Source organism: Pseudomonas sp. NBRC 111124 (assembly GCF_001320245.1).
Lineage (GTDB): Bacteria > Pseudomonadota > Gammaproteobacteria > Pseudomonadales > Pseudomonadaceae > Aquipseudomonas.
Map to the genome: position 1 here is coordinate 51,748 of NZ_BCBA01000107.1, position 15,191 is coordinate 66,938.

General features: G+C 65.8%; 12 protein-coding genes. 5 read left to right on the forward strand and 7 right to left on the reverse strand.

The genetic code is table 11. The features are described from left to right. From APH28_RS26600 to APH28_RS26610, 3 genes are read right to left on the reverse strand one after another with little or no spacing between them, the layout of a single operon-like run. Positions 1-1,164 carry an iron-containing alcohol dehydrogenase gene (locus APH28_RS26600; protein ID WP_060513547.1) on the reverse strand — a complete coding sequence of 388 codons (1,164 nt, stop codon included), beginning with the start codon at positions 1,162-1,164 and terminating at the stop codon, positions 1-3. Positions 1,165-1,207: 43 nt separating this feature from the next. Further along, entirely contained in the window at positions 1,208-2,995 is a 1,788-nt protein-coding gene (locus APH28_RS26605) for an acyl-CoA dehydrogenase C-terminal domain-containing protein (protein ID WP_060513401.1), read from the reverse strand. Beyond that, entirely contained in the window at positions 2,992-4,230 is a 1,239-nt protein-coding gene (locus APH28_RS26610; RefSeq protein ID WP_060513402.1) for a 3-hydroxyacyl-CoA dehydrogenase, read from the reverse strand. The genes APH28_RS26605 and APH28_RS26610 overlap by 4 nt, the downstream gene beginning before the upstream one ends. 100 nt (positions 4,231-4,330) lie before the next feature. Between APH28_RS26610 and APH28_RS26615 the strand changes: the two genes are divergently transcribed. Together APH28_RS26615 and APH28_RS26620 are read left to right on the forward strand one after the other, a co-directional pair. Further along, positions 4,331-5,230 (forward strand): LysR family transcriptional regulator, encoded by a 900-nt coding sequence (locus APH28_RS26615; protein ID WP_060513403.1) that lies wholly within the window; start codon positions 4,331-4,333, stop codon positions 5,228-5,230. A gap of 101 nt (positions 5,231-5,331) precedes the next feature. After that, on the forward strand, positions 5,332-7,290 hold the full coding sequence (locus tag APH28_RS26620; RefSeq protein ID WP_060513404.1) for an alkyl/aryl-sulfatase: 1,959 nt from the start codon (positions 5,332-5,334) through the stop codon (positions 7,288-7,290). A 23-nt stretch (positions 7,291-7,313) separates the two neighbouring features. On the opposite strand, the gene APH28_RS26625 is transcribed toward APH28_RS26620, so the two are convergent. Further along, positions 7,314-8,651 carry a DUF1329 domain-containing protein gene (locus tag APH28_RS26625; protein ID WP_060513405.1) on the reverse strand — a complete coding sequence of 446 codons (1,338 nt, stop codon included), beginning with the start codon at positions 8,649-8,651 and terminating at the stop codon, positions 7,314-7,316. Between the two features lie 149 nt (positions 8,652-8,800). Between APH28_RS26625 and APH28_RS26630 the strand changes: the two genes are divergently transcribed. Then, complete coding sequence (locus APH28_RS26630) at positions 8,801-9,763, forward strand: LysR family transcriptional regulator (RefSeq protein WP_060513406.1); 963 nt, start codon at positions 8,801-8,803, stop codon at positions 9,761-9,763. On the opposite strand, the gene APH28_RS26635 is transcribed toward APH28_RS26630, so the two are convergent. From APH28_RS26635 to APH28_RS26645, 3 genes are all read right to left on the reverse strand, one after another. Then, on the reverse strand, positions 9,748-11,058 hold the full coding sequence (locus tag APH28_RS26635; protein ID WP_060513407.1) for an MFS transporter: 1,311 nt from the start codon (positions 11,056-11,058) through the stop codon (positions 9,748-9,750). The genes APH28_RS26630 and APH28_RS26635 overlap by 16 nt on opposite strands. Before the next feature lie 64 nt (positions 11,059-11,122). Then, the gene (locus tag APH28_RS26640; protein ID WP_060513408.1) at positions 11,123-12,286 is read right to left on the reverse strand and encodes an acyl-CoA dehydrogenase family protein; all 1,164 of its coding nucleotides are present in this window, start codon (positions 12,284-12,286) and stop codon (positions 11,123-11,125) included. Between the two features lie 15 nt (positions 12,287-12,301). Next, a complete protein-coding gene (locus APH28_RS26645) occupies positions 12,302-13,849 on the reverse strand; it encodes an AMP-binding protein (RefSeq protein ID WP_060513409.1) in 1,548 nt (515 codons plus the stop codon). A gap of 146 nt (positions 13,850-13,995) precedes the next feature. On the opposite strand from APH28_RS26645, the gene APH28_RS26650 reads away from it, so the two are divergent. After that, positions 13,996-14,469 carry a hypothetical protein gene (locus tag APH28_RS26650; protein WP_060513410.1) on the forward strand — a complete coding sequence of 158 codons (474 nt, stop codon included), beginning with the start codon at positions 13,996-13,998 and terminating at the stop codon, positions 14,467-14,469. A gap of 278 nt (positions 14,470-14,747) precedes the next feature. Continuing rightward, a complete protein-coding gene (locus APH28_RS26655; RefSeq protein ID WP_060513411.1) occupies positions 14,748-15,128 on the forward strand; it encodes a DUF4440 domain-containing protein in 381 nt (126 codons plus the stop codon). The last annotated feature ends 63 nt before the right edge of the window (positions 15,129-15,191 follow it).

Here is a 15,191-nt window from a genome sequence, read left to right on the forward strand (position 1 = left end):
TCAGAATGCCGCCTGATAGAGGGCCAGGGCATCGGCGAGGGTCACCTTGCGCGGGTTGTTGACCAGCAACCGTTGCTGTTGCAAGGCGTCTTCGGCCAGCAATGGCAGGCTGTGCCGCGGCACGCCAACATCGCGCAACCGGTTGGGCAGGCCACAGCGTGGCGCCAGCTGCTCCAGCTCATCGATGAATTGGCTGCACAGCTGGTGGGGGTCGCCAGGGACCAGCCGCTCGCCCAACAGGGCCGGCGCCAGCGCCGCGTAATCGGCGAACGCCTCGCGCCGGTTGAAGCGCATCACGTGGGGCAGCACCAGGGCGTTGGCCAACCCGTGGGGCACGTGGTAGCGCGCCCCCAGCGGGTAGGCCAGCGCATGCACCGCCGCCACCGGCGCGTTGGCAAATGCCTGCCCGGCCAGGCAGGCGCCCAGCAGCATGGCCTGGCGCGCCGCCAGGTTGCCCCCGTTGTGCACCGCCTGATCCAGGTTACCGGCCAGCAGCGCCAACGCTTCGCGGGCCAACAGGCTGGACAGCGGGTTGCGTTTGAACTGGCTGGTGGTGGCCTCGATGGCATGGACCATGGCATCGATACCGGTGGCGGCAGTGATGGCCGGTGGCAGGCCCAAGGTGCGCTCGGCGTCGAGCAGCGCCAGGTCGGGCAGCAGCAGCGGTGAAATCACCGCCATCTTGGCTGCCTCGCCGGTGGTGATCACGGCAACCGGTGTGACCTCCGAACCTGTCCCGGCGGTGGTCGGCACCTGGATCAGCGGCAGGCGCTGGCCCCTGGCCTGGTCGATGCCGTAGACCTCTTCCAGGGTCTGATCACAGGCCGGATGGGCCAGCAGCGCCACCAGCTTGGCAACGTCCATCGAGCTGCCGCCCCCAAAGCCGACGATCAGCTCGGCACCGATATAGCGCGCCCGGCTGACCGCCGCGAGCACACAGGCGTGGCTGGGGTCGGCACTGACCTCGCTGTAGATCGCCACGCTCAGGTGCGCCTGGGTGAACCCTGGCAGCAGGTCATCGAGCATGCCGAGGTTGACGATGCCCGGGTCGGTCACGATCAGCACGCGGCGCACGCTGCGTTGCTGGCACAGCTGGGCCAGGCGCGCGGCAGCACCGGGTTCGCACAGCAGATGGGGGGTGGTGGCAAAACTGAAAGGCTGCATGTTCATGTTCCTCTTGTTCTTGTGGGTGAACAGCCAGGCCGGGTCAGAAGGCGAAGTGCGCTTCATCCAGGCTCATCAGGCACTGGGCACCGCCGCGCAATGCCTCGCAGTGAGCACTGGCGCGCGGCAACACCCGCCGCCAGTAGAAATCTGCGGCGTGCAACTTGGCCTGGTAGAAGGCACTGTCCCCGATGCCTGCAGCCAAGGCGGCGCTGGCCGTTTCGCCAGCCCGCAGCCACAGTGCGGCGAGCAACACGTAGCCGGAGTAAGCGAGAAAATCGACTGACACCGCGCCGATTTCCTGGGGGTCGCAGCGGCAGGCGTCGAGCACCTCGGCACTCAGGCTTCGCCACTCCTGCAGGCGCTGAACCACCGCCTGGGCCATCCCGGCCAGCGCGTCGGCGCGGCAGTTGCGTGCCGCATCGAGCAACTCGTCGATCAGCAGGCGCAACTGCTCGCCGCCGTCGCCAAGCAGCTTGCGGCGAATCAGGTCCAGGGCCTGGATGCCGTTGGTGCCCTCGTACAGCTGGGTGATACGGCTGTCACGCATCAGTTGTTCCATGCCCCATTCGCGGATGTAGCCATGCCCGCCGTAAAGCTGCACCCCCAGGCTGGCGACCTCCTGGCCGACATCGGTGAGGAGCGCCTTGACGATGGGGATCAGCAACGCCGCCCTGCGCCCGGCAGCCACTCGCACTTCTGGCTGCGCGGCGCCGTGCTCCAGGTCCAGCGCCTGGGCGGTAAAGGCCGCCAGCATGCGGCAGCCCTCGCTGAGGGTTTTCTGGGTCAGCAACATGCGCCGCACATCAGGGTGGCAGATGATCGGGTCGGCACTGCGCTCGGGCGCCACCGGCCCGGCCAGGCTGCGCGACTGCAAACGCTCGCGGGCATAGGCCAGGCCACCCTGGAAGGCTGCCTCGGCGATACCCAGCCCCTGCAGGCCTACCTGAAAGCGCGCATCGTTCATCATGGTGAACATGCAGGCCAGGCCCTGGTTGGCCTCGCCCACCAGCCAGCCCCGGGCGCCATCGAAGTTCATCACGCAAGTTGCCGCGCCCTTGATGCCCATCTTGTGCTCCAGCGCGCCACATTCGACCGCATTGCGCGCCCCCGCCCCACCCTCGCCCGTGCATTCGAACTTGGGTACCAGGAACAGGCTGATGCCCCGCACGCCTGCCGGTGCATCCGGCAGGCGCGCCAGCACCAGGTGAACGATGTTGTCGGTCAGGTCCTGGTCGCCGCCACTGATGAAGATCTTGCTGCCGCTGATGCGGTAGCTGCCATCGCCGTGCGGCTCGGCGCGGGTGCGCAGCAGTGCCAGGTCGGTGCCGGCCTGTGGCTCGGTCAGGCACATGGTACCGGCCCATTCGCCGCTGACCAGCTTGCCCAGGTAGTCGCGCTTGAGTGCCGCGCTGCCATGGCGGTGCAACGCCAGCACGGCGCCCTCGGTCAGGCCGGAGTAGATACGAAACGACAGCGACGCGCCCATCAGCATTTCGTGAAAGCAGGCCGCAACCATTTGTGGCAGGCCTTGGCCATCGTGCTCCAGTGGGCCGGTCATGCCACTCCAGCCCTGCTCCACATACTGCCGGTAGGCCTGGCGAAAGCCATCGGGGGTGCGCACGCGGCCTTGCTCAAGGCGGCAGCCCTGCTCATCGCCCTGACGGTTGAGTGGCGCAACCACCTCGGCGGCAAAGCGCGAACCCTGGTCAAGGACGCCATCGATGGTTTCGCGGTCCAGCGCGTTGCCCAGGCGGGCACAATGCGCGGTCACATCGAACACTTCATGCAGTACGAACTGCATGTCGCGCAAGGGGGCTCGGTAGTTCATGCGCGGCCCTCGCGAACATCGGCCAGCTGTTTGCCGTCCGCGACCAGGCGCATCAGCAGCCCGGCCGGGCGCCACTGTTCACCGAACAGGCCCTGCAGGCGCTCCAGCCGTGCCAGCAGCTGGCTCAAGCCCTGCTGGTCGGCCCAGCGCATCGGCCCGCCGACTGTTGCCGGGAAGCCATACCCATGCAGGTAGACCCGGTCGATGTCGGCGCTGCAGCTGGCCACCGACGCCTCAAGAATCTTCGCGCCCTCATTGACCAGCGCCAGCAGGCAACGCTCACGGATTTCCTCGTCGTCGATTTCGCGCCGGTGCATGCCCAGGCCCTGGGCGACCTTGAGCACCAACGCATCGACCTCGGGGTCGTGCACGGCTTCGCGGCTGCCGGGCGCATAACGGTAGTAACCCTGGCCAGCTTTCTGCCCGAAACGCCCGAGCGCGCACAGCGCATTGTCGACCTGCAGCAAAGGCGCATCCATGCTTTTACCGGCCAGCTGGCGTGCACGCCATTCCAGGTCGATGCCGATCACGTCATACATGCGGAACGGGCCCATGGCCATGCCGAACCCCTGCAGCGCCTCGTCCACCTGCTGCGGCGTGGCGCCTTCGAGCAGCAGCTTGCGCGCTTCGGCCACATAAGTGGCGAGCATGCGGTTGCCGATAAAGCCAGGGCAATTACCGGCCACCACCACTTCCTTGCCCATGCGCTGGCCGAGGGCTTGGGCCGCATCGAGCACCGCAGGCGAGGTGCGCTCACCACGCACCAGCTCAAGCAACTTCATGACATGGGCCGGGCTGAAGAAGTGCATGCCCAGCACTTGCTCAGGCCGACGGGTGGCGGCGGCGATGGCGTCGATATCCAGTGCCGAGGTGTTGCTGGCCAGGATGGCGTCAGCCTTGAGCGTGCTGTCCAGGGTGCGGAAGATGTCCTGCTTGAGCGCCAGGTTTTCGTACACCGCTTCGATCACCAGGTCGGCTTCGGCGATGTCGGCATAGGCCGTCGCCCGGCGCACCCGCGCCAGACAGGCGTCGGCCGTGGCCTGGTCGATACGCCCCTTGGCCACCTGCTGGGCCCAGGTCTGCGCCAGCATGGCCAGGCCGGCTTCGGTGGCGCTGGGGTCGTTGTCCAGCCACAGCACCGGCAACCCAGCACGGGCCAGGCTGATGACAATGCCGCGGCCCATGGTGCCAGCGCCGATCACCGCCGCTTGTTGAAGGGTGTAGGGAGTACTCACGGGTGACGCTCCTGATGGGTGATGGGAAGGCATTGCCCTCACCCTAGTCAGGCGCCTACTATTTTTGAAATTCTCATTTTCCATCCCATGTATTTTTCGCATGAATATTGCCAACTTCGATCTCAACCTGCTGCGGGTGCTGGACATGCTGTTGCGTGAACAGAACGTGTCGCGTGCCGCCGAGCGCCTGGCCTTGACCCAGCCAACCGTGAGCAACGCCCTGGCGCGGCTGCGCGACCTGCTGGGCGACCCCCTGCTGGTGCGGGTGGGCCGGCGCATGCGCCCCACCCCGCGCGCCCTGGCCCTGGAAGGCCCGATCCGCGCGGCGCTGCAACAGATCGAGCAGACCCTCGGCGCCGGCGACAGCTTCGACCCGCAGCTCAGCCACCGGCAGCTGCGTATCGCCCTCACCGACTTCGCCGAACAGCTGTGCATGCCCGGCCTGCTGGCCACCTTGCAAACCCAGGCGCCGCACCTGCGCGTGGACGTCCAGCACCTGGCGCCCAACCTGCCTGCCGAAGCCCTGGACCGAGGCGAGCTCGACCTGGTGCTGGGGCGCTTCGATGAGGTGCCCGCGCGCTACGAGCGGCGCCACTGGCGCAGTGAAACCCTGCACGTGGCCGTGCGCCAAGGCCACCCCGAGGTGGACGGCACACTGGACCTGCAGGCCTTTCTCGCCCTGCGCCACCTGTGGGTGCATGGCGGCCAGACCCGCGGCATGGTCGATCAATGGCTGGGCGAACAGGGCCTGGCCCGGCGCATCGCCTACACCACGCCCAATTACCTGCAGGCGGCACACCTGGCGGCAAGCTCCGACCTGTGCGTGGTACTGCCCACCGCCCTGGCCCGCCACTTCGCCCGGCTGTTGCCGCTGCAGGTGTTCGACCTGCCGTTTACCCTGGAGCCGTTCCAGCTGGAGCTGGTGTACCTTGCCCATCGCCAGCATGACCCGGCACTGGCCTGGCTGGTGGCGCGCATCATGGACGTGGGCGCCGGCTGAGCCATCGCATTACGGCATGGGCAGCCATGCAAGAGTGGTATTGGTTCGCCGGCGAGGTCTGTCCTTAGAGTGATCGCCCTCACAACAACAAGGACCCCGCCATGCGTCTACGACCACTGCCCTGTCTGCTGGCCCTGACCCTGCCTTTCGCGGCGCTGGCCGAGGAGCCGGCCAAGGATGCCACCGAGCTTACCCGCCAGAGCAACCAGCACTGGTTGCAGCGCTTGCCCTTTGACGACCGCAGCGACTTCGACAATGCCCGCCGCGGCCTGCTGGAGGCCGTCGACCAGGCCGTGGTCAACGCCGATGGCAAGACCGTCTGGGACCTGCAGCGCTACGCTTTCCTCAACGGCGAGGCGCCAGCCACGGTCAACCCGAGCCTGTGGCGCATCGCCCAGCTCAATACCATTGCCGGTTTGTTCAAGGTCACCGACGGCATCTACCAGGTGCGCGGCCTGGACCTTGCCAACATGACCCTGATCGAAGGCGAGCATGGCCTGATCGTGATGGACCCGCTGCTGTCGGTGGAAACCGCCAGGGCCGGGTTGGCGATGTACTTCCGCCATCGCCCGCAGCGGCCGGTGGTCGCGGTGATCTACACCCACCCGCACGTCGATCATTTCGGGGGGGTGCGCGGGGTGATCGACGAGGCCCAGGTCAAGGCCGGCAACGTCCAGGTCATCGCCCCGCAGGGGTTCTTCGAGCACGCCATCAGCGAAAACGTGTTGGCCGGGCCCGCCATGAAGCGCCGGGCCCAGTACATGTATGGCGCACCGCTGCCACGCGGGCCACGCGGCCAGGTGGATGCCGGGCTGGGCAAGGGCGTGCCGGCCAATGCGACGGTCAGCCTGATCGCACCGACCCGGCTGATCGAACAGCCCATCGAGACCCTGCGCATCGACGGTGTGGATATCGAGTTCCAGCTCACCCCCGGTACCGAAGCGCCCGCCGAGATGAACCTGTGGTTCCCCGGGTTCAAGGCCCTGTGCATGGCCGAAAACGCCTCCCACGTGCAACACAACGTGCTCACCCTGCGCGGCGCTCAGGTGCGCGATGCCAAGGTGTGGGCGCACTACTTGGACCAGTCGCTGGTGCGTTATGGCGACCAGGCCGAGGTGGTGTTTGCCCAGCACCATTGGCCGACCTGGGGCGGCGCCGCGATCCGCGACTACCTGGCCGATCAACGCGACATGTATGCGTTCATCGACAGCCAGACCCTGCGCCTGATCAACCGCGGCCTTGGCCCCACCGAGATCGCCGCCGAGTTGACCACGCTGCCGCCACGGCTGGCCAGCAAATGGTACAGCCGCGACTACTACGGCTCGCTCAGCCACAATGTACGGGCGGTGTATCAGCGCTACATGGGCTTCTATGACGGCAACCCGGCGACCCTCAACCCGCTGCCGCCAAGCGACGCCGGCGCGCACTACGTCAAGGCTCTGGGCGGTGCCGAACGGGTGCTGACACTGGCCCGTGAAGCCTATGGCAGTGGCGACTACCGTTGGGTCGCGGAGCTTACCCGGCACCTGGTATTCGCCGAGCCCGACAACAGCGCGGCGCGCGAGCTGCAGGCCGACGCCCTGGAGCAACTGGGCTACCAGAGCGAGAACGCCACCTGGCGCAACGCCTACCTGACCGGTGCACAGGAGCTGCGCAACGGTGTGGCGCCGGCCGCCAGCAAGGGCGGCAGCGCCGACGACCTGGTGCGCGCCCTGACCCCGACGCTGTTCTTCGATTACCTGGGGGTACGCGTGGATGCCGCCAAGGCCGCCGAGCAGGACCTGACCATCAACTGGCACTTCAGCGACCTGAACGAAGACTACGCCCTGACCTTGCGCAATGGCGTGCTCACCCACCGCGACCAGCGCCGCCACGGGCAGGCCGATGTCGAGGTGAAGATGAGCAAAGCCACCCTGGACCGCATCGCCCTGAAGCAGACCGGCTTTCTCAAGGAAGCGACCGTGGGTGATATCGACATCAGTGGCGAGCGGCTGAAATTCCTGCGCTTCATGGCAGGGCTGGACGAAGCGGATGGCCGCTTCAACATCGTCACGCCCTGATCCGGATGCTTGGCCGCGTTGTGTCAGCGCAGCCCTTGGCTGCGCAGTGCCCCGGGGGAAAAGTAGGAAGCGCTGGTGCGCACGTCAAAGGTGTACGGCCTCGGCTGTTCGTTGGTCAGGCCCGACAGCTGATAGCGGCCCGTGCGCAGGTCGTAGATCGCCTCCATGGCATTGACCAGCGCCTGCCCGGTCACGTGGTAGTAGCTATGGGCCTGGGCGGTGCGCCACAGCTTCCCCTGGTGATCGAAGAAGTCGGCCTCGACGATGGCCCAACTGTCCTCGTCCAGGTAATAGCGGCGGCTGGCATAGATATGCTGCGCCCCAGGCTTGAGCGTACCCACCACCTCCCACACCCGATGCAACTCGTAGCGCGTGGGTTGCGGGTTGACGTGGCCCGGGCCGACCAACGCGGCATAACCGAGCAGGGGCGATGCCAGGCGATAGCTGTTGTACGGCACGTGCAGAGCCTTCTTGCCCACCAGGGTCCACTGGTAGAGGTCCGGCGCGCCATTGAACATGTCGCGGCTGTCGGCGGTGCGCAGGCCGGCCGTGCCCGGGGTGATGCTGTCATAGGCCAGCGCCGGGGCGCGCCGCACCCGCCGCTGGCTGCTGCTGTACAGCCACGACAGGCGCGGCTGCGCCACCTGGTCGAGGGTTTCGTGCAGCACCACGGCATCGCCCGCCAGGCGCGACGGAGCGGTCATGCGGTAGCTCAGGTAATACAGCACATTGCCCGGCTGGCCATCTTGCAGCACGTCGGGGCGGGCAAACGTCTGCTGCAGGCTGATCACGGCGAAGCGCCCATCGCCTCGCGGGGTGACACTGTCCGAGGCCAGGTTGTAACTGCCGTTGCGTGGCCGGGTGAGGTGGTTCCACAACACCTGCAGGCCATTCTCGGGCCTTGGAAAGGCCAGCACGCCGGTGAAGCCTTGCACGCCGTTGCCGTCGTTGACCAGCCGGGCAGTGGCAGCATTGTGCCGGGCCCAGTTGCTTACCTGTGCAGGCACCGCGACGCTGCGGTGAGACGGGTACACCGGCAGGCGAAACGACTGCGGGTAGCGCTGGAGCAAGGCCACCTGCCCCGCCGTAAGCTGCTCGCGGTACTGGGTGTAATTGCTCGCGGTGATGACATACAGCGGCTGCTCGTCGGCGTACGGGTCCAGGGGGGTGCCATTGACCGCCAGCGACACCTGCCCCGCTTGCAGGCCGCCGCTCCAGGCCGGAATGCGGCCGTCGCTGCCGGGCCCGCGTTCGGCCCCGACTGGCGTCAGGTCTGGGAGCAACGGCGCAGCCCCCACGTGCAGGGCCAGCAGGCTGGCATTGACGAGCAGGATGCTGCGCAGCAGGGCGGCAGTTTTCATCGGGCTTGGCCTCTTGTTTTGTGTTGTCCTGGCCGGGCTTGCCTTGGCCCGTGCTTTCGGGGTGATACTAGGAGCCGCGCTTCGAACCCCACAAATAACGTGTTCGGATACGTGCCATATCAGTTCGGCATAGCCTTGGAACCGCTCCAATGACCCTCAAACAGCTCCGTTACCTGATTGCCATCGTCGAAGCGGGCAGCTTCTCCTCGGCTTCGCGCCGCGCCTACATTGCCCAGCCAGCCTTGAGCCGGCAGATCAGCCTGCTGGAAAGTGAACTGGAAATGCAGCTGCTCGACCGCCAGCACGACGGCATTGCCCTGACCGATGCCGGGCGCCAGCTCTATGAAGTCGCTCGGCAGGTGGTGCAGAAGCTCGACTCGGTGAAAGACGAGCTGAAATCCAGCCGCGGCGACCCCAAGGGCCACGTGGCCATTACCATCCCGGCCAGCGCCGCCGACCTGTTGCTGCCGGAAATCGTCAGGCGCGCCGAGCAGCGCTTCCCGGGCGTAACCCTGACGGTGTGGGACGGCCTCAGCCGCGAAGGCGGCCAGGCCATCGAGCTGGGCAAGGTGGACTTTGGCGTGGTGCCCAATGCCGAGGAGCTCGACCATGTCGAGGCCGAGCCGATCTTCACCGAGGCGTTGTACTGGGTCGGCGCCTCAGCACCGGGCGCCCCCGACACCATTACCCTAGCCGAAGCCACCGCCACCCGCCTGGTGCTGCCGCCCCGGGCGCTACACTTGCGCCGGCGCATCGAGCAAGCCGCCATGCAAGCCGGCGTGCCGCTAACCGCAGCCTACGAACAACAATCGGCGCCCGGCATCGCCAGCCTGGTGCGCGCAGGCCTGGCAGCGACCATCAGCAACTGGCCGCCGCTGAGCGAACTGCTCGAACCCACGGCGGCGCGGCGCATCGTCGAGCCGCGCATTACCCGCACCATCGCCTTGGCGCACTCCCGGCACAAGCCCCTGTCGTTCGCCGCCGGTTGCCTGCGCGACCTGGTGCGCAGCGTGCTGATCGACCTGGTCAACAGCGGCCGCTGGCGCGGCGAACTGATCGGCAAGGAGGCCGAGCCGCTGGCGTCCGTACTGGGCGTTCAGCTGGCGGTCTGAGCGCGCGCGCGCCCGCCCGCTGCAACCGACTCGCCCAAGCGCTGCAGCGTGCGCTGCGGGTTCAAGGTGGCCAGACCGACCAGCCCGGCCACCCCCAACACTGCCCCGCACACCAGGAACCCTTGGGCGTACCCCGCCGGGTGTTCAGCACCCGCGCCCTGCACCAGCAAGCCGGTCACTACCGGCGCTGCCAACCCGGCCAGTGAAGCGATGCCGTTGCCGATGGCCAGAATGCCGCCGCGCTGGCCCGCCGGGGTGAACTCGGCGAGCATCGCCGGGCCCACGGAATACATGACCAAGGCCAGGCCACCGCTGAGGGTCAGCGCGGCAACCCGTGCGGCAGTGTTCAACCCGGGCAGCATCAGCGAGGCCGACAACAGGCCAGCCAGTATCAGGCACCCTGAAACGAACACACCCCGTGCCAGCCGCGAAGGCAGGCCACGGCGCATCAGGCGCTGGGAGAACCAGGCCAGCAGCAGGCTCAGCGGCGTGGTCACGACCACGAACATGACAAAGATGTGCCCGGTCTGCAGCGGGTCGATGCCCAAACCCACCTGCAGGTAACTGGGCACCCAGGTCAGGGTCAGTGCCAACGACCAGTTGGCGGCGAAATGGCACAGGTAGTTGCCCAGCACACTGGGGTCACCCAGCAGCCTGCGATAAGGGATGGCCGGTTCATCGGCCTTGAGCTGGCTGGCACGCAGGCGCTCAAGGGTGCCTTCCTGGCCCAGCCGCCACCACAGCAGGCACCACACCAGGCCGACCGCCGCCAGGATGATGAAATTGCTGCGCCAGCCGTAATGCAGGCTGACCCAGGGGATCATCGCCCCGGCCACCAGTAGCCCCATGGCACTGCCGGCATGCAGCAGGGCCACCGGCAGGTTGCGCTGGTGGTTGGGGAACCACTTGTACAGCGCATGGGTGGCCACCGGCGATGCCGGCCCCTCACCAATGCCCAGCAATACGCGGCAGGCGACGATGGCCCACAGCGATGTGGCAAACAGCATCGGCAGCTGGATCAGCGCCCAGAACAGGCCCATGCCCAGCAGCAAGGTGCGGGTGGGCCGCCGGTTGGCCATGAAGCCACCGATCACCGCCGAGAGGGCGAAGCACCAATGCAGCGCGCCGCCGATCAGGCCGAATTCGGTAGCCGTCAGGCCCAGCTCGGCGCTCATCGGCACCGCCACCAGGCCGATCACCACCTTGTCGAGAAAGTTGACCAGCATCAGCAGCGCCAGCAGCGCGGCCACCCGCCAGGCCGTGCGGGGGTTGGGCAGGGAAGCATCCAAAGTCATGGCGAATACTCTTGTTATTGTTGTGGGGGTGTTGCCAGAAGGCCGCCGCAACGGCGGCCCTCGGTCAGGCCGGCATCAGCACGCCTTTGGCGATGGTGTTGCGCTGGATCTCGCTGGTGCCGGTGAGGATACGCATCATCCGCGTGGCGCGGAAAATCCATTCCACCGGGTGGCCCTGCATCAACCCGGCGCCGCCGTGCACCTGCACCGCCTTGTCGGCGATGCGGAACACAGCCTCGGAGACGAACAGCTTGCACATCGGTGCCTGGGTGCGGATATCGCCCCCCGCATCGTTCACCTGCGCCGTGGCGTACACCATGCTGCGCGCAGCGTGCAGCTCGGTGGCCATGTCGGCGATCATGTGGTTGACCGCCTGGAACATGGCAATCGGTTGACCAAACTGCTTGCGGCTGCGGGCATGTTCGATCGACAGGTTGAGGGCCAGGCCGGCCATACCCAGCAGGGTCGGGCAATGCAGCAGGCGATTGAGGGTAATGCGCCCCATCGCCAGTTTGAAACCCTGGCCTTCTTCACCGATCAGGTTGGCCGCCGGCACGCGCACCTGATCGAGCACGATGTCACCATGGGCACCGCCACCGGACATCACTGAATAGTCACTGTCGATTCGCACACCGGGGGCCTTGAGGTCGACGAAGAATGCAGATATACCCTGGGCGCCCTGCCCCGGCCCGGTCACCGCCAGCAGCACCGCCAGGTCCGCGTAGGTGGCGCCGGAGATGTAGCGCTTGCTGCCACTGAGCACAAAGTGATCACCGTCACGGCGTGCCTGGGTGCGTATGGCGGTCGCATCCGAACCGGCCTCGGCTTCGGTCAGCGCAAAGCACACGGCTTTTTCGGCGCGGCATACCGGTTTCAGAAAGGCCTCGACCTGATACGGGCTGGCCACCTTGAACAGGTGCCCGACCCGCGGCGGCCCCGACAGCTCGCCGAGCACATGCGGCGCGAGCATCGAACCGGTCAGCACCGTGGCCTCCTTTACCGCGCACAAGTCAGCCACGTTCAGGCCGGCGCCCCCCATGCTTTCGGGCAGCATGAAGGTGTACAGGCCTTGCTCGCTGGAGCGCTGCCACACCTGCCGCAGCACCGCCTGCGGATGGGGCCGAGCCCAATCCAGTTGCGCCTGCTGCTCCAGCGGGCGTACCTGATCGCGGACGAAGCCTTCGATGGCTTCGATGATCTGTGCGGCCTTTGCACTTGGTTGATACATGGTCATGCTCCCTGGTCAGATACGACGTTCGCTGTGTTGCCAGTAGGTGTCCCGGACCAGGCGGCGCACCACCTTGCCATTGGGGTTCTTCGGCAGTTCGCTGACAAAATCGACGCTGCGCGGTTTCTTGAAACCGGCCAGCGCACGGCCGCAGCGCTCGATGAGCTCGGCGGCCTCCAGCTGCGCCCCGGGCTTGAGCACCACCACCGCGCGCACCGCTTCGCCCCACTGCGTATCGGGCACGCCGACCACCGCCACCTCGAACACTTCGGGGAAGCCGTAGATCACCTGCTCCACTTCGCTGGGGTACACGTTGAAGCCACCGGAAATGATCATTTCCTTCTTGCGGTCGACGATGAACACGTAACCCTGCGCATCGACCGTTGCCAGGTCGCCGGTGAGGTAGTAGCCCTCACGCATGACTTCGGCGGTGAGCTCCGGCGCGCGCCAGTAGCCCTGCATGATGTCCGGCCCCTTGACCACGATCTCGCCGACCTCGCCGGGCGCCACATCCTCGAACGCCTCGTTGACCACCCGCAGGTCCGTCTCGAAATAGCACCGCCCACAGGAGGCCAGGCGCTGATAGTCGCCGTCTTCCACCAGGTGGTCCTGCTCGGTCAGCACCGTCACCAGCGAGCAGGTCTCACCGGCGCCGTAGCCTTGCGCCAGAATCGGCCCGAACAGTTCGATGGCTTTTTTCACCAGGGCCGGCGCCATGGGCGCAGCGCCGTACATGACCAGCTTGAGGCTGGACAGGTCGAAGCGCTCGACGCCGGGGTAATTGACCAGCCGGTTGATCATCGCCGGCACCAGAAACAGGCGCGTCACCCGTTCGCGCTGGATGGTCTCGAGCAGCAGGCGATCGTCGTAGCGGTCCAGCAGCAGGTTGCAGGCACCGACTGCCAGCAGCGGCATGATCTGCATGCCGCTGGCATGGGTGATGGGCCCGACATGGGCCATGACGTCGCCCGGCCCGGAACGCCGGGTGGGGCTGGCGATACTTTTGCGCACCAGCGCCTTGCGGTTGCCGAAAGACAGCATGGCGGCCTTGAGCACGCCCGAGCTGCCAGAGGTGTAGTGGAGCACGGCCAGCGCATCATCAGCCGGGTCCAGGCCCGGCGGTGTTTCACTGCCACGGTCGAGCAAGGCGGCATAGCCCAGGTCACCGCCCTCGCCGTCCAGCACGATGATCTGGCGCAGCTGCGGCAACTGCGCACGGCGCGTTGCCAGCGCCTGGGCAAAGCTGGCATCGGTAATCACGGCAACACTGCAGGAGTCTTCCAGCACCCGCACCACTTCATCCAGTGACAGCCGCGCATTGATCGGCACCTTGACCATCGCCGCCTTGTACAGCGCCACTTCCGCTTCCACCAGCTCGACGCGGTTGGCAGCAAGGATCGCCACATGCTCGCCGACGGCCACGCCCATCGCCCCCAGCCCGGAGGCCAGGCGGTTGCTGCGGCGTTCCAGCTGGGCGTAGGTCAGGCGCGCCTGGCTGTCCGCCACGGCGAGGTGGTCCGGCCAGTAGCGGGCACTTCGGGTAATGATCGTTCCAAGGTTCACGTTGTTGTTCTCGTCGACAGGAAGACATCGACGATGCTAAACAGCCGTGTGCGGGCAGATGTAATACAACATTCCGATGCCGGCCATAACGTTATTAGCTGGCGTCGCCGCCTGGGGCGCCCACAAGGAAGAACCCTGCCGAACCCATGGACAAGACCGAACGTCAAAACCTTAGGGTGAACGTTAAACAGTATTTCGCGATTGGCTTTTTGATCTGCCTTGCATGCGTTCTCACCTACGGGTACCTGCATAAGCCGCAATTTCCGTCTGAGGTCGTGCTGAAGCAGGATTTCATTGCGGGGCAATCGATCTACATCGTGCAGGCTGCCAGAGATCCCGACGAGCCCAGAAGCCTGAGGTTCTACGTCAACGACGGCGACGGCAGAAGTGATGCGACGATGAAGACGCTCCTCGCCAAGACCCCGCCTTTCCTGGTCTCGGACACGGACTTGCAAGATGTGGTAATCCAGCGTGTCGCCAACGGCCTGCACATCAAGCTCAAAGGTGCAGTCTCGCGCTACCGGAGCGACCTTTACCTTGAGGACGGTGATACTTACACCACCTACCGCGTAAGCCTTGAACAAGTCGAAACGCGGCCGCCTTTGCCGAGCGGTCGGTAAGCAGGGCTCGGCGGCAAATCGGGGTCATTTACGGTCAATTGCACCGGTAACTCTCGACCCAAAGCTGCGGCTGACACAATAACTTGCCAGAGCAATACCTTTCGACTGGGTTGTATTCGTGCCACGATCAACTGGCGCCTATGGCCGCGTCAGCAAATTTTTCCTGCTCCCCAACCACGCAAGCTGTTTCGGCGGTGTCCTCAGAACAACAGTAACGGCCTGGTTCCATCCAGCCATGCCTATCGGGGTTAAATGCTTCGCTCAAGGAGGTTAACCACATGGGTGTTTCGAAGGCATGGCTGCTGTCAGCCATTTACTCGCTGGAAGTACGTCTGCTTGAACGCGAGGCTCGCCTTGATCGCGACATACTGAACAGCTTGCTGGCTCCAGATTTTGTGGAATTTGGCGCGAATGGTGCCGTTTGGAACCGAACACAGATCATAGACGCCTTGCTGGAGCAGGACTTTGTCCAGCGTCAGATCAACGATTTTCAGATACGCATCCTGTCCGAAAAAGTGGTACTGACCACCTATCGATGCACTGTCCTTAGTCCGAGCGGCAGCAGCGAATCTTTGAGAAGCTCAATATGGCGCCAGGTGGGAGACGATTGGCAAATGGCATTCCACCAGGGTACGGCGAGGCAAGAGAATAAAAAATAGCGCCAGTTGAATGGCCAGGGCCCAGAGCCCGGGCTTTTTCCAGTTTATGACGTCCCGTAAGGC

Excerpts from the sequence above, each read along its gene's own strand:
- APH28_RS26600 (WP_060513547.1), bottom strand. The coding sequence starts at position 1,164 with ATGCAGCCTTTCAGTTTTGCCACCACCCCCCATCTGCTGTGCGAACCC.
- APH28_RS26605 (WP_060513401.1), bottom strand. The coding sequence starts at position 2,995 with ATGAACTACCGAGCCCCCTTGCGCGACATGCAGTTCGTACTGCATGAA.
- APH28_RS26615 (WP_060513403.1), top strand. The coding sequence starts at position 4,331 with ATGAATATTGCCAACTTCGATCTCAACCTGCTGCGGGTGCTGGACATG.
- APH28_RS26620 (WP_060513404.1), top strand. The coding sequence starts at position 5,332 with ATGCGTCTACGACCACTGCCCTGTCTGCTGGCCCTGACCCTGCCTTTC.
- APH28_RS26625 (WP_060513405.1), bottom strand. The coding sequence starts at position 8,651 with ATGAAAACTGCCGCCCTGCTGCGCAGCATCCTGCTCGTCAATGCCAGC.
- APH28_RS26630 (WP_060513406.1), top strand. The coding sequence starts at position 8,801 with ATGACCCTCAAACAGCTCCGTTACCTGATTGCCATCGTCGAAGCGGGC.
- APH28_RS26635 (WP_060513407.1), bottom strand. The coding sequence starts at position 11,058 with ATGACTTTGGATGCTTCCCTGCCCAACCCCCGCACGGCCTGGCGGGTG.
- APH28_RS26640 (WP_060513408.1), bottom strand. The coding sequence starts at position 12,286 with ATGTATCAACCAAGTGCAAAGGCCGCACAGATCATCGAAGCCATCGAA.
- APH28_RS26650 (WP_060513410.1), top strand. The coding sequence starts at position 13,996 with ATGGACAAGACCGAACGTCAAAACCTTAGGGTGAACGTTAAACAGTAT.
- APH28_RS26655 (WP_060513411.1), top strand. The coding sequence starts at position 14,748 with ATGGGTGTTTCGAAGGCATGGCTGCTGTCAGCCATTTACTCGCTGGAA.